Source organism: Pseudomonas sp. NPDC087690 (assembly GCF_044743175.1).
GTDB lineage: Bacteria > Pseudomonadota > Gammaproteobacteria > Pseudomonadales > Pseudomonadaceae > Aquipseudomonas.
Genome location: NZ_JBIUVX010000014.1, coordinates 86,849 through 110,016, shown reverse-complemented (window position 1 = coordinate 110,016; position 23,168 = coordinate 86,849). Strand labels below are relative to the sequence as shown.

Below are 23,168 nucleotides of genomic sequence, written 5' to 3'. Positions count from 1 at the left end.
GCTTCTTCTCCACCGCCGACTCCCAGGTTTCCAACAACCTGCGACTGGCCGTGTACCGCCTGATCACCAACCCGGAATGCCGCCAGTACATCCTGCGCCAGGCTTTCGAAGAAGCGATCCACACCCACGCCTACCAGTACTGCATCGAATCGCTGGCCATGGATGAAGGCGAAATCTTCAACATGTACCACGAGATCCCATCGGTCGCTAAAAAAGCAGCCTGGGGCCTGAAGTACACCCGTTCGATCTCCGATCCGAAGTTCGAAACCGGCACCCCGGACACCGACAAAGAACTGCTGCGCAACCTGATCGCCTACTACTGCGTTCTGGAAGGCATCTTCTTCTACTGCGGCTTCACCCAAATCCTCTCCATGGGCCGCCGCAACAAAATGACCGGCGTCGCCGAGCAGTTCCAATACATCCTGCGCGACGAATCCATGCACCTGAACTTCGGCATCGACGTGATCAACCAGATCAAAATCGAAAACCCACACCTGTGGGATGCCGAAATGAAGGAAGAAGCGACCCAGATGATTCTGCAGGGTACGCAGCTGGAGATCGAATACGCACGTGACACCATGCCTCGTGGGGTGTTGGGTATGAATGCGGCGATGATGGAGGACTACCTGAAGTTCATCGCTAACCGTCGTTTGTCGCAGATTGGTTTGAAAGAAGAGTATCCAGGGACGACTAACCCGTTCCCTTGGATGAGCGAGATTATGGACTTGAAGAAAGAGAAGAATTTCTTTGAGACTCGTGTGATCGAATACCAAACTGGTGGTGCGTTGAGCTGGGATTGAGTCGGAGCCTAAAAAAACCCAACAAAGCTAAATCTCAGTTTGAGATGTAAACCTCCTAAACCCGAAAAACCGCTCTGCTCAAACAGAGCGGTTTTTTATTTCAAATTCAACAAGCTACTAAGACGAGCCTCCATCCCTTGTGTAGTATCGCGAAACTGCCTCACGACATCAGACAACTGATCGTGTGAATACTTCGAAAAACTATAATTATGACGTTTAATTAACCTAGCAACTTCTGCATTAGTCGCCGTTGGATTCACAGCGACCGCGAAAAATACCACATCACAAACAGTGCTACCTCTACGCAACCTCGCAAGCCTAACTCGCCGCTCTACAACGGCAATTCTTGTTAACTTACAAACACCGATCACAGCAAGAGCGCGCTTTTTAGCTGCATCATTGCCAATAGCTACAAATGCAACCCCATCCTCAATTCTAATATGGTCCTCATATTTATGAACATAAGGGTGAACCCAAACATAATCATCTACCGCTAACGGATAGGACACTCCAACTGAAAAACTCGCAACCAACGAATTATGTTCTCGCTTATGCCAATTACAGGACTTACAAGCGACCACCAGATTTGCTTTTTCGTAAGTAAACCGTTCAAAACCAGCCGTCGCCTTGGGCAGAACATGATCAATTTCATTTCGGCCAATTTCAGGAGACATTTCCCTCCGACAATAAGCACACAACAATAGTTGTTTCTCAAGCAACTCTGCTCGAACCGAATCACGAACAGATTTAAGGCTAGCTTTACTCCAATCAGAATGCTGCCCTTTGAAATAGCGCTTTATTAAACTTAGATGTTCATCGGCCCAGAAGCTTACAGGCAATTGACTAAAACCATACATGCCTTATCCCTCCACATTCTGGCGAGCCAGCCTTCCAACTGTACTAATAACCGTTCTAAGTTCATCTTCAAGTGGTAACGTACGCAAAAAAACATCCAACTTATCCGACACTCTCTTTAGTCGTTCACCACCATCATCCAAACCTAAAGAGATCAAATCTAAAGCTTCACTTACTAACAACTCAATTTCAGGCGATCTAGATGAGTCTAGTTCGAAAACATCTTCCAAAAGGTCATTCGCGGACCATCCTAGTGGAGATTGTGCAAACTCCATCGAATTGCCTTTTTCATTATCGGCTCGAAGAACAACTACTTCACTGCCAAACCTGCTTCCCCCTACAATCATCGACGAATGCGTTGCCAGCAAAACATGGCATCGCCTCCGCCCTCCTAACGCTTCAATTAAGTCATCAATGAACTCTCTTTGCCAAGCGGGATGCAGCCCAGTTTCCGGCTCATCAATTAAAATTAACGATCCATCCTCTGCACTTAATGACAATGTAGCCAGTGAAGAAAACAATCCCCACTGGCCTGCGCTGAAATCATCAGGCGCCATTCTATCTCGCTGCCGTCCACTGCCTTGAAATGTGATATCTACAATCCTTAAAAAACCTAATCGAAGCCCTAACTCTACAACATCTACATCAACCCCCTCGGACGCGTCTACACTTAATCCCTCGCGCAAATCAATGAATATTGTATACAGGTCCCGCTTGCGTGTAGAATTCCCCACCCGCAACGAAAGCTCATTAACAAAAGATCTAAGCCTTAATGCCTTTTGATAATCACTGACTCCAACAAAATCGCCATTGAATTCACTACTAAGCAAGCTCTGAACGTAAGAATCAGCCCGCAACTCAAGTGGGGCTTTAGATCTACTTCCTGGCGAAGTTGGAGGCAAGCCAATTGAAACTTTTATACGTGTTGAAACCGAAGTCTTATTTGACAACCTATTTATGAAATCAGCCTGAACCTTACTTAGTTCTTTTTTCCGAAGTACCGAACGCACAAACACTTCAAAACCACTACGCCTGCTAATCAAATTCCGAGAAGTTCTAGGCCCTATATATTCGTAAGCATCCGCTCCAAATTTTCCGATATTTTTTTCATTGAAACCGCTCTTTGCTGGAAATCGGTCGTTCGTTGTAGCAGATATAGCTAAGACTTTTGATGGAACGCACCTAAAATTAACTCTTTCCACATTTTTAGTTTCTGGCTCACCACTCACTAGTTCAATTGATGTATTCAAAACAGATCTAAGAACTCTACTTTTCCCTGTGCCATTTGCCCCAAGCAGGAAAGTTAGAACATTCTCATCACCACCACTCCAATTCAAATCGATCGACACCGTCTCGGACTGCGGCAAGCGCAGCGTTTTCAGAATGGACACAATACTCTCCCTGTTTTACGTCATACAGTTACCAGTGCCTTTAAGAACCCTTTTTAAAGGGATTTTTCACGTAAGGACCCCAGATACAATAAGCAATACAAATCGTCCGCACAATGGCTCATTGAGATCACCGTTTATTCTGACCGGTTTAACGAAACCACCCCTGCACTGGATTCAAGTATCGTAATTTCCCGAGCTAGCGTCTGACCAATCGCAATTTTCTGTAGGAATTTTCGTAGACACCAGTGATGGCCACTCAGTATCGTCCGAGGGTTTTCAACCCTCGGCGATTGTATGGACACGGAAAAAAGTAATAGCGATTGGAGTGACGTAGAGATTCAGGCGGCGGTCGACGCCTATCTCAAAATGCTGGCACGCGAGCAGAGCGGCCAGAAATTCGTCAAGACTGAGGAAAATCGAATCTTGCGTGAAGGCCCTTTAGCCGGTCGGACTAAAGGCTCGGTCGAGTTTCGGATGCAGAACATCTCTACCGTGCTGGTAGAAATGGGTCGAACGCGTATTGAAGGCTACAAACCTGCCAAGAATGTTGGCGCGAATGTAGCGCGCAGCATCCGTAAGGCACTTGATGCTTCTACTGTTCTGACACTTGAAGATTCTGATCCAACGGCGGACGAAGCATTGCTCGAGCAACGCGCGGCTAAATTTGAGCGAAAGCAATTTGATTACGTCCCCAAAGGGATAAAAACACCAATCCAAACGACTTCCACTAGAAAGGTTTACTTTCGCGATCCTGAATTGAGGGGTTGGGTTCGTCAGCAAGCCAATGGAAAGTGCGAAGGTTGTGGCAAAGCAGCGCCATTTGAAAAGGATGGGAAACCGTTTTTAGAAGTGCATCACGTCAAGCACATGTCGCAAAAGGGTTCGGACCTTGAGACGAATGTTGTGGCGTTGTGTCCTAACTGTCACCAACGTTGCCACCATTCGGACGACAGAGAGACTTTCACTGCATGGCTGTATGACAACGTTGGAAGACTCGAAAAGGAATAATCGCGGTTTATCTGACTAACCGTATTTGCTGTTCTTGGGACTACTCTGCAGCCAAGCGGGAGCAAGCTCCTTCTCCACAGGGTGATGCGTGTCCTGCAATTGCGGTGTGAGTATTGAAATCTGATTGATGCCAAGAATCCCCAGCAGGCTAGCTCCCACAGATCCAGCATCATCCTGAAAACAATCAGTGCAACCCGCCCCGCCTCCCGCTATTAATACCCCTCCCCCACTCAAGGACCCGAGCCCCACCATGAAATTCGATCTCGCCTACTGCCTCAGCCTCGACGACAAGTTGTCGATCTATGATGTTCGCGATCTCAATTTCGATGAGACGGTTGCCTTCGACTCTGCGAAGGAACACTTCCAGTGCCCCAACGATGCTTGTCGTTCGGCGTTCGAGGCTTCCAATGAGTTGGGCACGTTCAACGCCAAGAACGTGAATTACGTGCGCACGCCGCACTTCAAGAATCTGCCCACTACGCAGCATGTGGCGGGTTGTCCGTATGTGAGTCTAAAGGCTTCAGCGTCTGGCGTTGAGACGGCGGATGGTGAGGCGGATGACGGTCGTGAGGAGCATTTCCCGTCGGAGTTGTTGCTGACCCGCCGTGAGTATGTGCGCAAGCCTGTCGCGCCAGCGGTAGAAGCGGATGTGTTGCGCGATGATCCGGTGCGGGTGGCGGCGGACGGTGGGAAAGAGTCGGCGAATCGTGAGTCGGCGCCGGACAAGACCAGTGTGTTTGCGCATCCGGTGGAGTGTTTTGTTTCCAACTTCGCGGACAAGGAGTTGCTCAAGCGGATGCCGTTGAAGGTTGGTGAGCATACGGCGCCGTACAGTTCGTTCTTCAAGAAGATCGAGTATCTGACGGACAACAAGGGGCTGATTTACTGGGGGCGGATCAAGAAGATCGAGGACTTCCACAGTGCCAGTTTTCGTATTGATTTCGAGGACAAGGTCTGGTTCAAGAAGCCCGAGGACAGTAAGAAGAAGCCGTATCCGGTCAGTGTTTATCTGAACAAGAAGCTGATCGACAACTACCGCAAGCGCAAGGCGTTTCTGGAAGAGATCAAGCACGCGGTGGATAGCGACAAGGCGTTGTTCTGTTTCTTCTATGGGGTGACGCCGGAGTTGAAGCAGGTGCCCGGCAAGAAGAACCCCGAAAAGCCTTTCGAGGTCTTCAATGCCAATATCGAGAACCTGGATCACTTCATTATTCGTGAAGCGCCGGGTTTGGAGTAACGGTTAGCCCTGGGGCAGTTGCAGTTTGACGGCGCCGGGGTGTTGTTTGACGAGGGAGTACGGCAGGATCGACCACTCTGGTTCATCGCAACCACGTTGTACGCGCGGGAAGTACGGTCCCAGGTAAATGCCCTTGGCAGTGAAGTGCCAATTCAAAACGCTCCAGACATTTTCATCGGTGTAATCGCAGCTGTCCTCATCACCATCGGCTGGTTTTTTCATTTCGTTGGGATACAGCGTTGTGAATTGTTTGATCAGCCACGGCGCCAACACATCGCTCTGATTGCTGGCGCTTACTCCAGTCGAAGTATTCTCGCGCTCGCCAACCAACAACACGTCTTGCAGCTTCATGTCTTGGCCAGTGTGAACATTGAGGTTGACGGGGGAGTTACTGACATCGGGGTGCGCGCCACCACAGTCATACCCGGTATTGATGTTCAGACTGACCACGTCCGGCGACAGGAACGTGGGCGCGACACTCTGATACTGCTCGGCATTTTCGCCACCTTGCAGCATGCAGGCGTGGTAGCTGATGACCTCTCGCCAAAGTCGCTCAAGCAATAGCTGATTGATGCGTAGTTGATCTTGCGCCGGGTAGCCGGACGCGACGCTGAACAACGAAATTTTCGATTCCGGTTCGACCCACCACTGCAGGTTATAACCCATGAAGTTTTCTGTTTTCGCGGGCTTGAGCTTGAGTCCCTGTAAACGCAAATACTCGTAGGGTTCGCTCTTCGGCAGTGTGGCAATGAAAGGCAAAGTCGTTGATGTCGGCGCTGGAAGTTTGGCTTCGGCCAAGTTCACCGACAACTTCTTGCCCTGCGGACTTTGCCACTCGCCCTGCCAGCCATCAGCAGTGGGTTTCAGTTTCAGCGTCGGCAGAGGCTTCTCATCACCGTAACGATTGTTGCCCTCGGTCAGTGTCAGTGTGCTGTCCTGCAATGCGCCGCTGAGAGGCAGGTCACGATGATATTTCTCGTAGAAATAGCGGCCGGTGACCTCGTCCTGCTGTGTGGTGTTGAGTTCGACAACAATCGCCGTCTTGCCCAATGTGCCGGTGAATACGCGACGCCCATCTTCGGCATGGGCAGTGGAAATCAGTGTGAACAGCGCCGCGGCATATGGCGCCAGGCGCATCAGTCCCTTGAGCATGAATCAATCCTTGAAGGAGTCGGAGAACGCGTCGGCACATAGGCGCCGGCGCTAAAAATACGCTGCGGATTATGGCCGGCGCCGCTTAACTATTCGAGTTTTCTTGCTCGTACTTTTTAAGCCAGGCTTCGTGCTCAAGTGCCGCAATTTCCCGAGCCATTTGTTGGCGACGTTCCTTGGCAGCATGAAGCTGGACGTCATCAAGAAAGCAGTAATGACGCAGCCAGTGAAGCGCCATTTCCTCATCCGGAAAGTAGTAAGACTTGGCGCCCTTGCTGTTCCTGGGCGTGTCATTCATTTGCTCGTCGAATACCATCGCAGTAACTTCATCCGGTGGCAAAGTCCCCGTATGGGCGACCTTGTCCTGGAAGTTCCATGCAATCTCATCAATGTGTTTTTGCGCGCTGCGATGGCTACGTCGATAGAACCGTTGATGCTCACAAGTTTGTTTCAGCCGCGCCAACATCAACTCAGGGTTAAGCCACTGCCCGAGGCCATGATGATGGGCGTTGATCACTATCCCCTTGACCCAACGATCCACGAATCGATCAACAAAGTCTTCTGTGTCAGCCTTTTTCGCATCAGCGAAAATCAGGCAATAGCGGGTTTTTATGTGAATGGCCAGCAGCACGTGCTTGCGTTGTACCGTTATCGCGTGCACCAGCCACTGCTCGTCAGCGCCGCTCAGCTCATCATCTTCAATGATTGCGGACGGCGGTTTAGCATCCACCGGCGTGATCTTTTTGCCCTTGTGAACACGGCTGAAGAATTTGCTGGCGGCTTCGGTGCAATTGAAGATCAACATCCGGGTTCTCTGGTAGTTGCTGGAGGACGGCGCTCAGTTACCGATTTTGATTTCTTCCGCTGTAGCCTGGCAATGGTTCATTTGAGCGAAATGCACAGCAGCACAGTAATCAGCAACCCGATATAGACCCAGGCATGCACCCGATCCGGGATTCGTCCAATCCATGGCGCGGCCAATCGAATCCCGATGAGCGAGCCAACCGTCAGCACCGCAAACGCCAGCAGATCCACATACCCGACAAACCACGCGCCCAAGTCAGCCTGACTGAACCCGGCCAGCGCCATGTACGTCAGCGTCCCAGCCACTGCCACCGGCACACTCAACGGATTGGCCATGGACGTCGCTTGCGACATGCTCAATCCACAACGGCGCAATAACGGCACGGTCATGACGCTGCCTCCTACACCGAGAAACGTCGCGATGGCGCCGATGCCTACACCGCCTGCGGAAATTTCCGTAGCGCCAAGTCGGCGTGGGATGACGTCTGAGTTTTGCGTGAGAAAGCCGCGTCGCAGCAGGCAGTCGACGATGGTCACGCCGAGGTAGCCGATGAACGCATAGCGAATCACGTCGCCGCTGACCCACACCGCCGCTATCGCACCGATCACTGAGCCGACTGCAATAAATCCACCCAATGGCCACAGGTAATGGCGGATGAGATTGCCGGCGCGGCGGTGTTTGTCGGTGGCGATCAGGGCGTTGACGATCATCACGCAGGTCGAAGTGGCGACGGCGATATGCATTGCCGATTGGCCGATCGGGTCATCGGCGCCGTGGCTGGCGGTGAGCAGGCGATACAGCAGCGGCACTACGACAAAACCGCCGCCGAAGCCGAACAGCACGGCGGTAATGCCGGTCAGGCAACCGAAGAGGGTCAGCAGTAAATAGAACATGTCGAGGCGTCCGTGTAGGGAGAGCGCTCGACGATAGAGCGGCAGCGCTTGGCCTGCTTCAGCAAGTCAGCCAATAATGTTTGCGTTTACGCCAACCACTGGGAAACGCCTGATGCGCAATGTTTCGATCAATCTGCTGGATGACACCCCGCGTGCGGTGGTAGCGATCGGTACGGATTATTCCCACGGTCACTTGCTGCCTTTTCACACGCATCGGCGGGCGCAGTTGTTGTACGGCGCGACCGGGGTGATGCAGGTCAGCACCCATGACGGCAATTGGGTGGTGCCGCCGCAGCGCGCGGTATGGATTCCGCCGGGGGTGGCGCACGAGGTGTTGATGCTTGGGGTCAGCACGCGCAGCTTGTACATCGAACCCGGTGCAGTGGATTTGGGGGAGCGCTGCCAGGTGATCAGTGTGTCGCCGCTGATGCGGCATTTGCTGATGGAGGCGGTGGAGTTACCGCTGACCTATGACTTGGGCGGACGCGACGGCGTGTTGATCGATCTGTTGCTGCATGAACTGACGCGCAGTGCGCCGCTGCCGTTGCACATCCCGCTACCAACCGACGGAAAGCTCCTGTCTCTGTGTCAGAACTTTCTGCATCAACCGTACGCCCACCAAGCGCCACAGCAGTGGGCTGACCAATTACACATAAGCTTGCGCACCTTCAACAGACTGTTTCGCCAACAAACCGGGTTGAGTTTCAGCCAATGGCGTCAGCAGGCTTGCGTGGTTCTGGCGCTGCCACGCTTGGCCTCGGGTCAAGCCGTGACACGCATCGCGCTGGACTTCGGTTATGAGAGCCCGGCGGCGTTCTCGACGATGTTCCGGCGGATCCTCGGGCAGGCACCGTCCGTCTGGTTGCAGGCGTCGAACTAGGGCAAATCGAAAATTGCGTTTGATCCCGGCCGAAAACAACTGTACAAAAACACAGTACATTTTCAATCAGCACTCTTGAGCCCGGAGCACACCATGGCCTCTCTTGCGATGAACCACATCCTCGAACGCATTGCCCTTTTCCAGTTCACCCCGACGCACTGCGTCCAGGCCCGAGCGATGCTGGGCTGGAGCGTGGAACAGCTATCGCGGGAGGCTGAGGTTTCGGTTGAAGACATTCATCGGTTTGAAGCGCAGCAGGATGTCGCGGATGCGGCGCGACTGGCGCTGGCTTACCGGTTTGAGGCGCAGGGGCTGGTGTTTTTTCCCGGGTTTGCGCCGGGGCGTAGTGCGAGTGTTCAGGGCGTGTCGGCGGATGCTATGGGGCGTGGGGATTTTGCGATGGCTGAGTAAGGATAAAAACATGAGCGAGATCGAAGAAAGCACAGGCAATGTTTATCAAGATTTAGAGCTTGAGCATGCAGGCTAGATGCTGCTCAAGTCCGAGTACGCGACCAAATTGATCTCGCTCATCGAGTCCACCGACATAAGCGAATCTGAAGCCGCACAAAGACTGGGAATACCTCTGGAGAACCTGCAGCAATTACTTCGTGGAAAATTTCGAGAAGTGTCGGTTACTACTATGGCTGATTACAGCCGTAAGATTTCAGGGATTGTTTCTGGAGCAACCGGTTCGCCCCCTTAGGCGCGAACCGTCTTCATCTGATCAGGCGTTCTGCACCAAACCCTCACTCTCCCCTTCAACCGCCAACCACCACGCCTCCCTGCGTTGCGGTTGAGCGATGTTAAACGCCTCACCCATTTGCGGCGTGGTAATGGAAATACTGCGTTCCCACGCCAGTGCCAGAATCCGGTCAAATGGTTCGTGCCAGGCGTGCATCGCCAGGTCGAAGGTGCCGTTGTGGATCGGGAAGAGCCAGCGGCCTTTGAGGTCGATGTGCGCTTGCAGGGTTTCTTCGGGCTGCATGTGTACGTGCGGCCATTCGACGTTGTAGGCGCCGGTTTCCATCAGGGTCAGGTCGAACGGGCCGTACTGTTCGCCGATGCGTTTGAAGCCGTCGAAGTAGCCGCTGTCACCGCTGAAGAAGATTCGGGTGTCGCCGTCGATCATCACCCAGGACGCCCACAGGGAGCTGTTGCCGTCGAACAGTCCACGGCCGGAAAAGTGCTGAGACGGTGTGGCGACGAAACGGATGCCGGCAATCTCGGCGCCCTGCCACCAATCGTACTGGCGGACCTTGCTGGCATCGATGCCCCATTTGACCAGGGTGTCGCCAACGCCCAGCGGGGTCAGGAAGTAAGTGGTCTTAGCCGCGAGTTTGAGCACCGCCGCGTAATCGAGGTGGTCGTAGTGGTTGTGCGACAGAATCACCGCTTCGATCGGCGGCAACTGATCGATGCTGATCGGTGGCTGGTGGAAACGTTTCGGCCCGGCCCATTGCACTGGCGAAGCACGCTCAGCGAAGACCGGGTCGGTGATGAAGAATTTGTCGCGCAGTTTCAGCAACAAGGTCGAGTGACCGAGGCGATAGACGCTGTGGTTGGGCGCTGCCAGCAGCTCTTCGCGGGTCAATGCTTGCACCGGGATCGGCGCTGCGGGCCGGGTGTTGCGCGGTTTGTGGAAAATCATGTTCCACATGATCCGCAGCATCTTGCGCAGGCCTTCGCGTTGCACAGGTGCGTGGTTGCGAAACAGCCCCTGATTCTGCCGCGAGGCTTCAGGCGTGGATGTGTTATCCGGGATCGAAACTGGATTGGCCATGACTGAATGACTCCAGAAAAACCGCGCTATTCACGGTTTTTCCACGGTGGGACGATAAATGGCCAAAGCTGCACGCATAGGCCGAACTGTCTGGTTTTTAGATTGCGAGGATTAACGCAACATTACACTGACCGGTGTAGTTTCTAGGTTGCATCAAAGCGGATGACAAGTAAACTGCCAAGTGTAATTTCATCTTTTCTCTGCCGAAGCGTACTTATGACAGCTCCACAGCGCCTCACCGACCGTAAACGCGAAGCCATTATCCAGGCGGCGATTGTCGAATTCCGTGCCCACGGATTCGAGATCACCAGCATGGACAAAATTGCCGCTACCGCCGGTGTATCCAAGCGCACGGTGTATAACCATTTCCCCAGCAAAGAAGAGCTGTTCGCCGAAATTCTCAACCAGTTATGGACACGGATCAGCGCCGAGCAAACGGTCGCCTATAACCGCGATCAGCCACTGAGCGAGCAGTTACGGCAAATGCTCCAGGCCAAAGTGCAACTGATGGCCGACGAGAACTTTCTAACCCTGGCACGAGTGGCGATTGCCGCCACCATCCATTCGCCGGAGCGCGCGCAGAACATGGTCGAGCGCATGGGCGAGCGCGAGGAAGGTCTGACCGTATGGATTCGTGCCGCACAGGCCGATGGCCGCTTGAAACCGGTCGATCCGGAGTTTGCCGCGCACCAGTTGCAAGGGCTGCTGAAGACTTTTGGCTTCTGGCCGCAAATGTCGATGGGCCGCGCCGCGCTCGATGCCGATATGCAGCACACCGTCGCCGAATCGGCGCTGGAGATGTTTTTGGCGCGTTATCAGCTCTAACTCGCCTTTCTCCTGCACACGTCCTCGATTAAATGGCTCGCAAGGACACTGATTATTCGCGTTGGAATAAATGACAATGTCCGACAATCGACCGACGGACGGTCTGCCTGAAAAAATACTGCAAAGTATTTCAGGATGAATTTCGCGCAGGGCATCATGGAAAACCAACGCGGCAAAGGCTTGTCATTCGCCCGGCGCATTTACCTTCCCCGGGCCATCGGTCTGGGGATCGGTTTTTTCAGCGTCGGGGCTGCGTTGTATCCGCTGAACATGCCCGGCTGGGTTTGGGCGCTGTTGTTGTTCAACGGGTTCGCCTGGCCACATCTGGCTTATCAGATTTCTACTCGCTCGGCGTTCCCGTATCAGGCTGAACGCCGCAACCTGGTGTATGACTCGCTGTGCGGTGGATTCTGGGCGGCATGTTTTCAGTTCAGTCCGCTGACCACCGTGACCATCCTGTCGATGATGACCATGAACAATGTCGCCGCCGGTGGCTATCGGTTGTTCGTGTTCGGCGCCCTCGCCCAACTCGCCGGCGTATTGCTGGGCTGGATGATCTTTGGTGTCCAATTCAGCCTGACGATGACACAGGAGCAAGTCTGGGCCTGCCTGCCGATGCTCACCTTGTATCCGCTGGCGCTGGGCATGGTCTGTTATCGCCTGGCGATCAAACTCTCCCAACACAAACGCGCACTGAGCGCCCTCAGCCGTACCGACAGCCTCACCGGCCTGCTCAACCACGGCGCCTGGAAAGACCTGCTGCACCTGAAATTTCAGCAGTGCCGCCAACACAACAGCCAAGCCACCCTGGCGTTGATCGACATTGATCACTTCAAGGCAATCAACGACAGCTTCGGGCACATCGTCGGCGATGCAGTGCTGTGGCAATTGAGTCACGACCTCAAACGCCTGCTCGATCAGCACCAGTTGGCCGGGCGCTACGGCGGTGACGAGTTCTGTGTGATCCTGCCGACACTGCCGCTGAACAAGGCTGAAGCGCTGATGGAGCAATTGCGCCAGGCATTGCAGCAATATCGTCATCCGCAGTTGCCAGACTTGCGAGTGGGTCTGAGTATCGGTCTGGCGCGGTATCAGCTCTTGTACAAGGATGCCCTCGACTGGCTGGACGATGCCGACAAAGCGCTGTACACCGCCAAACATAAGGGCCGCAACACTATCAACGTAGCCTTGAGCCGTACCGAGACGGACAACGCCGGCGCCTAAAAAGTTATACAAAATTACAAATAATTACTTTCTTGTACAACTTTATGAAGTTTTGTATAAGTAGCCATCTGCCAGTTAAGGAATGCTGGCATTGAGCAGTCACCGCCGAATGCCGTCCGCGCATTCGGTCTGCCAGCGCGGAAATAGGGACTGAATCCTCGATCTTCCCCTTCTTCCAGAGTACTGCGAGCATGTTCTTCAATCGCCACAAAGCCGTCGTCGACGACCTTCAGCGCACCCTCACCGAACAAGCCGGCCTGCTCGACGCGATCAATCGCTCGATGGCGGTGATCGAGTTCGACCTTGATGGCGTGGTGCTGCGCGCCAATGACAACTTTCTCAAGACCATGGGTTACACCGCCGAACAAGCGATCGGCCAACCGCATCGGCGCTTTTGCACACCAGAGTTCGGCCGTAGTGCTCAGTACACCGATTTGTGGTCTCGCCTGAAAAACGGCCAGTTTCAGTCCGGTACGTTTGAACGGGTCGACGGCAAGGGTCAGCCGATCTGGCTGGAAGCCAGTTACAACCCGATCAAGGATGCCTCGGGCCGTGTGGTGAAAGTGGTCAAGTACGCCATGGACGTGACCGCCAAGGTGCAGCAGGAAAGTGAGGCCAACGCCAAGTTGCAGGCGATTGACCGGGCAATGGCGGTCATCGAATTCAACCTCGACGGCAGTATTCTCACGGCCAATCAGAATTTTCTGACGCGCATGGGTTACACCCTCGCCGAGCTGAAAGGCAAACATCACCGTTTGTTCTGCACCCCGGCACTGGTCAACAGCAATGCTTATGAGGATTTCTGGCGGCGCTTGAACCAGGGAGAGCTTTTCCAGGGTCAGTTCGAACGCGTGGATAAACGCGGGCAAACGGTGTGGCTCGAAGCCAACTACAACCCGGTATACGACGCTGCCGGACGCTTGTGCAAAGTGGTGAAATTCGCCTCCGACGTGACCGCCCGCGTCGAGCAACACGAGCAGGACGCACGCAGTGCCAGCGCGGCGTATCACATCTCGGTGGCGACGCGAAAAGTCGCCGAGCAAGGTACGCAGGTGATCCAGCAAGCCGCCAGTGAAATGCGCGAAATCGCCGAGGACATTGCCGAATCGTCGACGTTGATTGCGCAATTGGGTGAGCGCTCCGAGCAGATCACCGCCATCGTCAACACGATCCGCGCGATTGCCGACCAGACTAATTTGTTGGCGCTCAATGCCGCGATTGAAGCCGCGCGTGCCGGCGAACAGGGGCGCGGATTTGCCGTGGTTGCCGACGAGGTGCGATTGCTCGCGGGGCGTACCAGCGGCTCGACGGCAGAAATTTCCAGCATGATCAGCCTGATCCAGAACGAGACCCGGCAGGCCATCAAGAGCATGGAGGGCACCCGGGGTCGCGCGGCTGAAGGGGTCGAGTTGGCGAATCAGGCGGGGACGGTGATTCTGCAGATTCGCGATGGCGCCAGTGAGGCGGTGGATGCGGTGAGCATGTTTGCCAATGAGCGGGCGCCGGGTTAAGCCTTGTGCAAAGCAGTTAGACCGCGTCGTCGCCTTCGCGAGCAGGCTCGCTCCCACAGGGGTTAGGTTGATCACAATGTTTGTGAACGCCCCGAATACCTGTGGGAGCGAGCTTGCTCGCGAAGGGGCCGGTCGCCATAACGCAGGGCTATAGTGACTACACGTCCCACGCCCTGCCGAGTGCACCATGACCACTGAAAAACCCGCAACACCGGAATCCGCTCCCGTCGATCACCTGCGCTTCCACCGCCCCCACGCCCACCTCAACACCACCTTCGGCAACGACACCTTCGCCCTGCGCGCCGAGGCGTTTGCGCGGTTCTTCGGCACGCCGATGTTTCTCGGCGCGCAGACGTTGATCGTGTTGTTGTGGGTCAGTCTGAACGTGTTTGGCGTGACCACCTTCGACGTCTACCCGTTCATCCTGTTGAACCTCGCCTTCAGCCTGCAATCGGCCTACGCCGCGCCGCTGATTTTGCTCGCACAAACCCGTCAGGCCGCCCGCGACAAGGCGCAAGCCGATGCCGATGCGCAACACCGTGAAGCGCTGGCACAGGCCAATACCGAGCGTCAGGCCCAAGCGGCGAAGAACACCGCGCAACTGCTTGAACTGCTGGAGCAGAACACCCGCCTCACCGAGATGACCAAAAACCTCACTGAACGAATCGCCAGCCTGACCAGCGAGTTGCACGATCACATGCGCCAGAACCCGCAGCGCTGATCACGATAAACGCAGCGCCCGCCCCAACTCATCGAACAGTGTCACCACCGAGCGCAACGCCCGGCAATCCGGGCGCGTCAGCAGCCACAGCGCGGTGTCGTAACCGTGCAGCGGTTCACTTAATGCCTGCAAACCGTCGGTGATCAGAAAGTCCGGTAACGCCGCCACGCCGAGGCCTGCGCGAACCAGTTCGGTGACCGACAGCATGCTGTTGCAGCGATAGCCCGGAGTCACACCGGGCAGGTGTTGCCGACGCCAGGCGATGGTTGGGTGATCGGGGAGAAAGTCATCCGGGGCGATCCAGGTCAGCGCGGCCAGATCCGCCGTATCGACGTTCTGCAGATAACGCGAACTGGCACAGACCCGGTAGGAAATCTTCGCCAGTTGCCGTCCGACCAGATGCTCGGGCGGTGTCCGCGTCAGGCGCAGGGCGATGTCAGCATCGCGGCGACTGAGGTTGGCGAAATCGTTGGAGGTGCTCAGTTCGATAGTCAGCGCTGGGTATTGGGGCATGAACTGCGCCAGCGCCGGCAGCAGCAAACTCTGCAGCACCGAATCGGTACAGGTCAGACGCACCGTGCCGCTGACCACTTCGCCGCCCTGCTCCACGCCGATCCGCGCCGCCTCCAATGCCTGTTCAGCGCGTTCGGCTTGTTCGGCCAGCGTCTGCGCGAGGGTTGTCGGCAGATACCCGGCGCGGCTTTTTTCGAACAGTTGCTGGCCGAGTGCAGCTTCGAGACGGCGCACGGCGCGAAACACCGTCGACACATCGACTTTCAACAACTGCGAAGCCCGAGCCAGAGAGCCGCCACGCACCAAGGCAAGAATCAGGGCCAGGTCGGGGTAGTCGAGTTGATAGTGCGTGGCTGCATTGATCACTTGGGGAAACGCCCATATTGAGTGCGTGAACGCCAATCTATAGTGAGTGCGATCAATCAACAAGCGCAGGGAACCCCCATGGAAAACAGCGCCATCCGTATCGCCCTGATCGGCGATTACGACCCGCAGGTCACCGCACATCAAGCCATTCCCGTCGCCCTCGGTCTGGTCGCTGAACACCTCAACCGGACCGTGCAATTCGAATGGTTGCCTACCGAGCAGATCCACGGCGATACGCCACTCCGCGAGTTCGACGGTTTCTGGTGCGTACCCGCCAGCCCTTACAAGAGTGAAGACGGCGCACTGTGGGCGATCCGTTTTGCCCGCGAACAGCAGCGCCCTTTCCTCGGCACCTGCGGCGGTTTTCAGCATGCGGTGCTGGAATTTTCCCGCAACGTGCTGGGCTGGGTGGATGCGGTACACGGTGAAACATCGCCCGACTCTGAACGCGCGGTACTCACGCCGTTGACGTGTTCGCTGGTCGAAGTGGTGGACAGCATTTACCTGATGCCCGGTTCGTTGATCGCCAAGGCGTACGAAACGTCGCAAATTCGTGAAGGTTATCGCTGCCGCTTCGGTGTGAATCCGCTGTTCGAACAGCAACTGTTGAACGATCGGCTACATGCTGTCGGTCATGATTCGTCAGGGGATTTACGCGCGATTGAACTCAAGGATCACCGGTTCTTTGTCGCCACACTGTTTCAGCCTGAACGCGCCGCGCTCAAAGGGCAGATGCCGCCGCTGGTGCGGGCGTTTGTCGAAGCTTGCATGGAGCCGCGTTGATGGCTGATTGCTTTGCGGTCATTTTTACGTCGACCCGAACCGAAGGTGACAACGGCTATGCCGAGGCGGCCGAGCGCATGGCTGCGTTGGTCAGTGAGCAGCCGGGGTTTCTTGGGGTGGAGTCGGTTCGAGGGGCCGATGGCGTCGGGATTACGGTGTCGTATTGGGACAGCGAAGCGGCGATTCTGGCGTGGCGGCGGAATCCTGAGCATCAGCTGATTCAAGCGCGTGGGCGTTCGCAATGGTATTCGGCGTTTCATACGCGAGTGTGTCGGGTTGAGCGTGAGTATCGGTTCGGGCAATAAAATGGCGGCGCATTGACGGCCGCTTTCGCGAGCAGGCTCGCTCCCACAGGGGATTTGTGAACACCACGGTTCCCATGTGGGAGCGAGCCTGCTCGCGAAGAGGCCCTCACCCTCACAGCATAACTTCAGCCACGCACCAGACTGCGCAACGCGACAATCTCCGGCACTTCAACCTTGCTCATATAAACGCGCAACGGCTCGGTGATGTTGATCCGGTCATCGATATGCTGATCCAGCAACAACTGAATCAAGTCGCGTTTAAGCGTCATGGTCTGCGCCGTCGCCGGCGCCCAGACGAATTCATTCACAGGAATAATGCCGTCATCGGCCACGTCCATGCCAAACGAATCTTCGCTGAAACGCACGATGTACTGACCGGTCTTGCGATTGAGGCCGACAAAACCCTTGAGGTCGTCGGCTGCCTGGCAGATGAGTTGGGAGGTGATGCGCATGGTAAACCTCACGAAAAAGGATCGATGGTTTACACGCAGGGCAACTGAGCGGCGCGCCCTCTGCCGGAGCGTCTGCCGTGGGCAAGCGTACTGCAAACCGCGCCACAAAAGTGCAGGAAAAATCGCTTTTAATACGTTTATGTCGGTCCTGCGATAGCACGCAATCGATTCAGTTGTTAAAAGGTACGTCTTTGAAAATGCCCTGCGAAAGGAACTCGAACATGCCCGCCACTTTCACCAAAAGCGCTCTGGTCCTGAGCCTGCTGCTTGGCCTCGGTCAGGCGCACGCCGCGACTCAGACGGACCCCGACGCAGTCGCTGCAACGCACGGTATTCCGCACCCAGCGGTGATCGCCCACCGTGGCGCTTCCTTCGATGCACCGGAATCTACCGCTGCGTCCTACCGACTGGCCCGGGATCTGGGCGCCGATTATCTGGAAATGGATTTGCAGCGCAGCAAGGACGGCGTGCTCTTCGCCCTGCATGACGACAACCTGCAACGCACCACCGACGTCGCCACCAAGTTCCCTGAGCGCAAGGACAGCCCGGCCACGGCCTTCACCATGGCCGAACTGAAAACCCTCGACGCCGGCAGTTGGTTCAACACCAAATACCCGGACCGCGCCCGCCCGTCCTACGCTGGGCTGAAAATTCTCACCCTCGATGAAATCATCGACATCGCCCAGGCCAATCCACAACACAAGCCGGGCCTGTACATCGAGACCAAAGAGCCGCAACTGTTCCCGGGCATCGAACATGACCTGAAAGAAAAACTGCAGGATCGCGGCTGGCTGAGTCCGGCCGGTTCGAAACTGGCGAAAAGCGCGCTGGGCGTGGGTCAGGGCAAAGGCAAGGTGATCCTGCAGACCTTCGAGAAAAACAGCCTCGAACTGCTGCAAAAGGAAATGCCGCAAGTGCCGAAGATCCTGTTGCTGTGGGTGGGCGCCGGCAGCATCGAGCCGAAATCCAAGGTGACCTTTGCCGAGTCCGGCGAGAAGGACAAAAACGTTTTCTACGGCAAGCAGGAGCCGAAGTCCGAAGCTGAGTTCAAGCAATGGGTGGATTACGCCAAGGCCCAGGGTGCAATCGGCACCGGCCCTTCGGCGAAGCTGACCCATGACGGCGATCAGAGCTATTCGGATCTGGTGCAACCGTGGATGAACAAATACACCCATGATCAGGGCATGCTGGTCCACGTCTACACCGTCGACGAGCCAGTGGACTTCGAGAAAGTCATGGCCGCAGGCGTTGACGGTATCTTCACCAACCGCGCCAGCGAGCTGTTGAAGTTCTATAAACGCCCGGTATCGGCCAGTGTTGATCAGGTGTTGAAGAACAACGGTTTCTGATCTGAAATCGAGGCGCCTTCATCGCGGGCAAGCTACGCTCCCACAGGTTCTGTGCCGGTGCATGGCTTGCCCGTTTTGTTTGGGTGCAGGGTTTTAAGGGTGAGTTAAGTTGCGCTGGTTAACCTGAGGCCACTTAAACGAATCAACCAAGGAATGAACCGATGAAAACTTTGACTGCCCTGTTTACCGCCGCTGCTCTGACTCTTACCGCTGGCCTGGCCCAGGCTGATGTTCGCGTTGACCAGATTCCTGAACTGGTTAAGTCGGGCAAGATCAAGTCGCTGGAGTCGATGAACGCCGAAGCGCTGAAACTGCATCCGGGTGCGACTATTACTGACACGGATCTGGATAACCACTTCAATGGTTATGAGTACGAAGTTGAGCTGAAGACGGCTGATGGCAAAGAGTTCGATGTGGACTTTGATGCAACCACTGGCAAGGTGTTGAGCAACAAGCAAGACACTTGATTGAACGCACTACCAAAAGCCGCACGATTGAAAGATCGTGCGGCTTTTTTGTGTCTGGTGTTTGGCTTGGTTGATGTGTTGTCAGTGAGATTTTCTCCCCCTCACCCCAGCCCTCCCGAAACGTCGGACCGCCCCCAAGGGGGCGAGGGGGAAAGGGAGCCGATCGGGGGTTACTCAAGACCTGAATGCGCCTCGATATTTCAGGTCGGCGTAACTCGAATAGTCACCACGGTCAGTTCCCTCTCCCTTGGGAGAGGGGAAAGGGCATCACGCCGAGGTGCTGACCAGCGAACCCGAGGTGCTCGAGTCGGAGTCCTGCAACGCCTGCAACAGCGAGGCGGTAGCGGTTGACAGGGACGCCGAGGTAGCGGTGACCTGCGCTTGTGCGGCGGCTACTTCGGCGACCTTCGCATCAGAATTTTCCTGCTTCGCCTGCGCCGCTTGCAACGCTTGCTGCTCCTCCTGCAATTGCTTCTGCAGCTCGGCGATCTGCTTGCGCAGTTCTTTCACCGAATCCGATTCTTCACTGCTGGAATCGCTGTCACCCGTCGGCGCTGCACCACCGCCCGCAGCGACTTTGCTGGTGTCCGCTTTCACGCCAGTGCTGGCGGCTGCCGTGGTCGAGGTATCGTCACCGACGTCGCTGATCGCGGTTTTGCTCGAAGGTGTGGTGACGGTCTGATTGATCGAAACAGAAGTGATGCTGACCATGGAAAGGCTCCAATGCCGATTATAGATAACCGGTCATCGACCACAGCAGCTTCAATTTGAGATCGACTGTGTACCGACTCGGTATCCGAACCGGTACACGGTCAGTAGCGTCAGGCGCTCAGGCGTGCAGTGACTTCGTTCAGTTGCCCGGACAGGCCATGCAGGTTCTGGCTGGCGCTTTCGGTGCGCTGCACATTGTCGAGGTTGGTGCTGGCGATCGAGGTGATCTCGGTGAGGTTGCGCGAAATGTCTTCGGCAACCGACGTCTGCTCTTCGGCAGCCGTGGCGATCTGCCGGTTCATGTCGCGGATCGCCTCCACCGCGTGAGTGATGCGCTCCAGCATCGCGCCGGCCTGAGTCACTTGCTCAACGCTTTCATCGCTGCGCGTCTGGCCGCTGTCGATGGCTTGCGCCGCGTCCACCGCGCCGGTCTGCACGCTCTGAATGATCTGGTTGATCTCGATGATCGACTCGGCGGTGCGCTGCGCGAGGTTGCGCACTTCATCGGCGACCACCGCAAAACCACGCCCGGCCTCGCCGGCGCGCGCCGCTTCGATCGCAGCGTTGAGCGCCAGCAGGTTGGTCTGTTCGGCAATGCCGCGAATCACTTCCAGCACTTTGCCGATACGACCGCTGTCGGCTTCCAGACGACGAATCACCGTGGCGGTGTTGGCGATTTCGCCGCGCATCTGCGTGATCGAGTGGATGGTGCTCTGCATGACCTTCTCACCTTGTAGGGCGGACTGGTCGGCATCGTCGGCCGCCCGTGCGGCATCGGCGGCATGACGCGCCACTTCCTGGGCAGTGGCGGACATTTCGTTCATCGCCGTGGCCACTTGATCGGTACGGTTGAACTGCTCGTTGGTACCACCGGCCATGGTCGTCGCGATGGCGTTAAGCTCGCCGCTGGCGCTGTCCAGATCCGCCGCGCTGCGCTGCAGACGGGTGAAGGTTTCGGCGAGAAAGTCGCGCAGGGTGTTGGCGGCAGCCGCGAGGTTGCCCAACTCATCCTGACGGTCGCTAACCACGCGTTCAGCCAATTTGCCGCGACTCAACTGAGTGACGTAATCGATCAGCTTGCGGATCGGCTCGACCAGATTGCGGTTGACCAGCCACAGGCTCAACAGGCCAATCAACAGGGCCGACGCGAGCATCACCAGCAGCCCCAGCCACACGGTGCGATCAGCCTCGGCACTGATCAGCGCCGACTGCGCGGTGCCTTGCTTGCGCAATTCGGCGACCAGTTCGCTCATCTGATCACTGGCGGCACGGTCAACACCTTTGACAGCTGCATCACCCGCCGCCGGATCACCACCGGCAGCCACGTAGGCATCGCGGCCCTTCTGATAAGCGCTACCCAATTGACGGTGCTCTTCGCGCAGGCGTTCGATGCGTGATTTCAGGTTCGGTTCTATGCCTTGCTGGCTGGCCAGTTCACCGAGAATGGTTTGCACATCACGCTGGCGGTCTTCGAACTGCCCCCAGTATTTGCTCAGATCCGCCGGTTGCTTGCCGCGCAGCAGAACGTTTTTCCATTCCTGCACCTGCACCTTGAATTGCAGGTTGGCTTCGTCGATCAGTTGCGAGGTGTGCAACGGACCGGCGATCAACTGGCTGTAGCTTTGCACGCCGTTGGAGAGGAAATGAAAACAGGCCAGGGCGATCAACAGCATCGCCAGCAGACTGCCGCTCAGCAGGGCGAGAATTTGCGCTCTCAGGGATTTTTGCAGCATCGAAAGATACTCAGGACAAGGATGAGGCACGCCCGGTGAGGCGTGAAATTTTGCCGGACATCCATGTCGGCGAGCCTTGGTTCATGGCCAATGGCGCGCAACCTAACGCACCTGTGATCGGCGCGCCAGAGCGCTTCTTGAAGAAAATCCGACTGCCGGTAAGTCGCTGATTTGACGTAATTTTGCTGTCACACAAACGTCATGTGACAGTGCGATGATGCGGCTCAGTGAACCTGCCATTTGCGCGACCGACGCACCCTCCTCGCAGCGAGCCGCCATGAACCACAGCCTCGACATCAGCCATCGCGATCCTGACCTGTTTGGCTTGCTCTACGGTTTTCGTTTTTTGCCTGGCGAGCGTGGCCGCGAAGTCGATTCGGCGACTGCCCTGCGTTGCCTACAAGACGATAACGAGAACGGAGAGTTTCTCTGGCTGCATCTCAATCTGGCGCACGCGGCGTGCGAGCGCTGGATGAAAAGTCATCTGCAATTGCCCGAAGAGTTTTTCGAGGCGCTGCACGAAGGCTCGCGTTCGACGCGCATTGAGCATGTCGATTCGGCGTTGTTGGCGGTGGTCAACGATGTGGTGTTCAACCTCAGCAGCATGGTCTCCTCGGACGTATCGACGCTGTGGGTCTGCGTGCGCAGCAAACTGATCGTCAGTGCGCGCTTGCAACCGCTGCACTCGGTGGACAAATTGCGCTCATCGGTGAAGGCCGGCGAACGCTTTCGTTCGCCCTCGGAACTGCTCGTGCACCTGCTGCGCGATCAGGGCGAAGTGCTCACGCAGATCGTCCGTAAAACGAGCATGAGCGTTGACCAGGTCGAGGACGAATTGCTCTCCTCGCGACTGTCGACCAATCGCGCCGAACTCGGTGCCAACCGGCGGGTGCTGGTGCGTCTGCAACGGCTGCTGGCGCTGGAGCCGGGTTCGTTGCTGCGCCTGCTCAATCGCCCGCCGCCGTGGTTGCAGAAGGAAGACGTCAAGGAGCTGCGCAAATCCACCGAGGAGTTTGCGCTGATCATCAACGACCTCACTGCCCTCGGCGAGCGGATCAAATTGTTGCAGGAAGAGATCGCCGCCAACCTCAACGAACAGAGCAACCGCACACTGTTTACCCTGACGGTGGTGACGGTGCTGGCGTTGCCAATCAACATCATCGCCGGTTTTTTCGGCATGAATGTGGGCGGCGTGCCGTTGTCGCAGGATCCGGAAGGCTTCTGGATATTGGTCGCGTTGGTGGCGACGTTTACCGTGATCGCCGGGCGTTGGGCGTTTCGCAAGCGCGGGGATTACTGACGTCTCCTGCTCGTTCCCACGCTCTGCGTGGGAATGCATCAAGTGACGCTCTGCGTCACAGGGACGCGGAGCGTCCCGGGCGTCATTCCCACGCAGAGCGTGGGAAC

Annotated in this window: 26 protein-coding genes and 2 pseudogenes; 17 read left to right on the top strand and 11 right to left on the bottom strand. The window is 56.1% G+C overall.

The genetic code is table 11. From position 1 onward, the window contains the following. Positions 1-800, top strand: an 800-nt coding sequence (locus ACIPIZ_RS16250; protein WP_401166067.1) for a ribonucleotide-diphosphate reductase subunit beta, incomplete at its 5' end; no start/stop codon positions are given. Between the two features lie 95 nt (positions 801-895). On the opposite strand, the gene ACIPIZ_RS16245 is transcribed toward ACIPIZ_RS16250, so the two are convergent. Continuing rightward, positions 896-1,657, bottom strand: a complete 762-nt coding sequence (locus tag ACIPIZ_RS16245; protein ID WP_401166065.1) for an HNH endonuclease — start codon at positions 1,655-1,657, stop codon at positions 896-898. 3 nt (positions 1,658-1,660) lie between these two features. Continuing rightward, positions 1,661-3,046 carry an ATP-binding protein gene (locus tag ACIPIZ_RS16240; protein ID WP_401166063.1) on the bottom strand — a complete coding sequence of 462 codons (1,386 nt, stop codon included), beginning with the start codon at positions 3,044-3,046 and terminating at the stop codon, positions 1,661-1,663. Positions 3,047-3,340: 294 nt separating this feature from the next. On the opposite strand from ACIPIZ_RS16240, the gene ACIPIZ_RS16235 reads away from it, so the two are divergent. Continuing rightward, positions 3,341-4,054 carry an HNH endonuclease gene (locus ACIPIZ_RS16235; protein ID WP_401166061.1) on the top strand — a complete coding sequence of 238 codons (714 nt, stop codon included), beginning with the start codon at positions 3,341-3,343 and terminating at the stop codon, positions 4,052-4,054. 250 nt (positions 4,055-4,304) lie between these two features. Further along, positions 4,305-5,291, top strand: a complete 987-nt coding sequence (locus tag ACIPIZ_RS16230) for a hypothetical protein (protein ID WP_401166059.1) — start codon at positions 4,305-4,307, stop codon at positions 5,289-5,291. A gap of 3 nt (positions 5,292-5,294) precedes the next feature. Here ACIPIZ_RS16230 and ACIPIZ_RS16225 read toward each other — a convergent pair whose 3' ends face one another. The 3 genes from ACIPIZ_RS16225 to ACIPIZ_RS16215 form a co-directional block, all read right to left on the bottom strand. After that, on the bottom strand, positions 5,295-6,443 hold the full coding sequence (locus ACIPIZ_RS16225; RefSeq protein WP_401166057.1) for a hypothetical protein: 1,149 nt from the start codon (positions 6,441-6,443) through the stop codon (positions 5,295-5,297). A gap of 85 nt (positions 6,444-6,528) precedes the next feature. Beyond that, positions 6,529-7,248 carry a DUF6933 domain-containing protein gene (locus ACIPIZ_RS16220; protein WP_064387597.1) on the bottom strand — a complete coding sequence of 240 codons (720 nt, stop codon included), beginning with the start codon at positions 7,246-7,248 and terminating at the stop codon, positions 6,529-6,531. Between the two features lie 77 nt (positions 7,249-7,325). Beyond that, positions 7,326-8,141: a sulfite exporter TauE/SafE family protein gene (locus ACIPIZ_RS16215; protein WP_401166055.1), complete on the bottom strand. Its 816-nt coding sequence runs from the start codon at positions 8,139-8,141 to the stop codon at positions 7,326-7,328. A 112-nt stretch (positions 8,142-8,253) separates the two neighbouring features. On the opposite strand from ACIPIZ_RS16215, the gene ACIPIZ_RS16210 reads away from it, so the two are divergent. The 3 genes from ACIPIZ_RS16210 to ACIPIZ_RS16200 all read left to right on the top strand — a co-directional run bounded on the left by ACIPIZ_RS16210 (position 8,254) and on the right by ACIPIZ_RS16200 (position 9,724). Next, positions 8,254-9,021: a helix-turn-helix domain-containing protein gene (locus ACIPIZ_RS16210; RefSeq protein WP_064387599.1), complete on the top strand. Its 768-nt coding sequence runs from the start codon at positions 8,254-8,256 to the stop codon at positions 9,019-9,021. A gap of 93 nt (positions 9,022-9,114) precedes the next feature. Beyond that, positions 9,115-9,432 carry an XRE family transcriptional regulator gene (locus ACIPIZ_RS16205; RefSeq protein ID WP_401166053.1) on the top strand — a complete coding sequence of 106 codons (318 nt, stop codon included), beginning with the start codon at positions 9,115-9,117 and terminating at the stop codon, positions 9,430-9,432. 76 nt (positions 9,433-9,508) lie between these two features. Then, positions 9,509-9,724 (top strand): XRE family transcriptional regulator, encoded by a 216-nt coding sequence (locus tag ACIPIZ_RS16200; RefSeq protein ID WP_401166051.1) that lies wholly within the window; start codon positions 9,509-9,511, stop codon positions 9,722-9,724. A 21-nt stretch (positions 9,725-9,745) separates the two neighbouring features. Here ACIPIZ_RS16200 and ACIPIZ_RS16195 read toward each other — a convergent pair whose 3' ends face one another. After that, on the bottom strand, positions 9,746-10,801 hold the full coding sequence (locus ACIPIZ_RS16195; protein WP_401166049.1) for an MBL fold metallo-hydrolase: 1,056 nt from the start codon (positions 10,799-10,801) through the stop codon (positions 9,746-9,748). 216 nt (positions 10,802-11,017) lie between these two features. On the opposite strand from ACIPIZ_RS16195, the gene ACIPIZ_RS16190 reads away from it, so the two are divergent. From ACIPIZ_RS16190 to ACIPIZ_RS16170, 5 genes and pseudogenes are all read left to right on the top strand, one after another. Continuing rightward, positions 11,018-11,626: a TetR/AcrR family transcriptional regulator gene (locus tag ACIPIZ_RS16190; protein ID WP_105706902.1), complete on the top strand. Its 609-nt coding sequence runs from the start codon at positions 11,018-11,020 to the stop codon at positions 11,624-11,626. Positions 11,627-11,782: 156 nt separating this feature from the next. Beyond that, positions 11,783-12,850 carry a diguanylate cyclase gene (locus ACIPIZ_RS16185; RefSeq protein ID WP_401166072.1) on the top strand — a complete coding sequence of 356 codons (1,068 nt, stop codon included), beginning with the start codon at positions 11,783-11,785 and terminating at the stop codon, positions 12,848-12,850. Positions 12,851-13,041: 191 nt separating this feature from the next. Further along, a pseudogene (locus tag ACIPIZ_RS16180) lies at positions 13,042-13,815 on the top strand (PAS domain-containing protein); the annotation flags it as partial. Continuing rightward, on the top strand, positions 13,801-14,361 hold the full coding sequence (locus ACIPIZ_RS16175; protein ID WP_371920157.1) for a methyl-accepting chemotaxis protein: 561 nt from the start codon (positions 13,801-13,803) through the stop codon (positions 14,359-14,361). The pseudogene ACIPIZ_RS16180 and the gene ACIPIZ_RS16175, both read left to right, overlap by 15 nt. Before the next feature lie 187 nt (positions 14,362-14,548). Continuing rightward, a complete protein-coding gene (locus ACIPIZ_RS16170) occupies positions 14,549-15,082 on the top strand; it encodes a DUF1003 domain-containing protein (protein WP_122662793.1) in 534 nt (177 codons plus the stop codon). On the opposite strand, the gene ACIPIZ_RS16165 is transcribed toward ACIPIZ_RS16170, so the two are convergent. After that, positions 15,083-16,024 (bottom strand): LysR family transcriptional regulator, encoded by a 942-nt coding sequence (locus tag ACIPIZ_RS16165; RefSeq protein ID WP_122854104.1) that lies wholly within the window; start codon positions 16,022-16,024, stop codon positions 15,083-15,085. Between the two features lie 15 nt (positions 16,025-16,039). On the opposite strand from ACIPIZ_RS16165, the gene ACIPIZ_RS16160 reads away from it, so the two are divergent. Both ACIPIZ_RS16160 and ACIPIZ_RS16155 read left to right on the top strand, forming a co-directional pair. Next, a complete protein-coding gene (locus ACIPIZ_RS16160; protein WP_401166047.1) occupies positions 16,040-16,744 on the top strand; it encodes a CTP synthase in 705 nt (234 codons plus the stop codon). Beyond that, positions 16,744-17,049: an antibiotic biosynthesis monooxygenase gene (locus ACIPIZ_RS16155; protein ID WP_122853972.1), complete on the top strand. Its 306-nt coding sequence runs from the start codon at positions 16,744-16,746 to the stop codon at positions 17,047-17,049. Before ACIPIZ_RS16160 ends, ACIPIZ_RS16155 begins: the two co-directional genes overlap by 1 nt. A 125-nt stretch (positions 17,050-17,174) precedes the next feature. Here the strand turns inward: ACIPIZ_RS16155 and ACIPIZ_RS16150 are convergent, their stop codons facing one another. Then, positions 17,175-17,501 carry a DUF2025 family protein gene (locus ACIPIZ_RS16150; protein ID WP_122853973.1) on the bottom strand — a complete coding sequence of 109 codons (327 nt, stop codon included), beginning with the start codon at positions 17,499-17,501 and terminating at the stop codon, positions 17,175-17,177. Between the two features lie 221 nt (positions 17,502-17,722). Between ACIPIZ_RS16150 and ACIPIZ_RS16145 the strand changes: the two genes are divergently transcribed. Together ACIPIZ_RS16145 and ACIPIZ_RS16140 are read left to right on the top strand one after the other, a co-directional pair. Next, positions 17,723-18,850 carry a glycerophosphodiester phosphodiesterase gene (locus tag ACIPIZ_RS16145; RefSeq protein WP_401166045.1) on the top strand — a complete coding sequence of 376 codons (1,128 nt, stop codon included), beginning with the start codon at positions 17,723-17,725 and terminating at the stop codon, positions 18,848-18,850. Between the two features lie 161 nt (positions 18,851-19,011). Beyond that, complete coding sequence (locus tag ACIPIZ_RS16140) at positions 19,012-19,317, top strand: PepSY domain-containing protein (protein WP_007917758.1); 306 nt, start codon at positions 19,012-19,014, stop codon at positions 19,315-19,317. 267 nt (positions 19,318-19,584) lie between these two features. Here ACIPIZ_RS16140 and ACIPIZ_RS16135 read toward each other — a convergent pair whose 3' ends face one another. The 3 genes and pseudogenes from ACIPIZ_RS16135 to ACIPIZ_RS16125 form a co-directional block, all read right to left on the bottom strand. Continuing rightward, entirely contained in the window at positions 19,585-20,028 is a 444-nt protein-coding gene (locus ACIPIZ_RS16135) for a hypothetical protein (RefSeq protein WP_122853975.1), read from the bottom strand. Between the two features lie 110 nt (positions 20,029-20,138). Then, positions 20,139-20,843, bottom strand: a complete 705-nt coding sequence (locus ACIPIZ_RS16130; protein ID WP_401166069.1) for a methyl-accepting chemotaxis protein — start codon at positions 20,841-20,843, stop codon at positions 20,139-20,141. 228 nt (positions 20,844-21,071) lie between these two features. Continuing rightward, positions 21,072-21,182, bottom strand: a pseudogene (locus tag ACIPIZ_RS16125) (hypothetical protein); the annotation flags it as partial. A gap of 614 nt (positions 21,183-21,796) precedes the next feature. Here ACIPIZ_RS16125 and ACIPIZ_RS16120 point away from each other — a divergent pair. Both ACIPIZ_RS16120 and ACIPIZ_RS16115 read left to right on the top strand, forming a co-directional pair. Further along, positions 21,797-21,931 carry a hypothetical protein gene (locus ACIPIZ_RS16120; RefSeq protein WP_256585424.1) on the top strand — a complete coding sequence of 45 codons (135 nt, stop codon included), beginning with the start codon at positions 21,797-21,799 and terminating at the stop codon, positions 21,929-21,931. A gap of 107 nt (positions 21,932-22,038) precedes the next feature. Beyond that, on the top strand, positions 22,039-23,061 hold the full coding sequence (locus ACIPIZ_RS16115) for a transporter (protein ID WP_105706924.1): 1,023 nt from the start codon (positions 22,039-22,041) through the stop codon (positions 23,059-23,061). Positions 23,062-23,168: the final 107 nt, after the last annotated feature.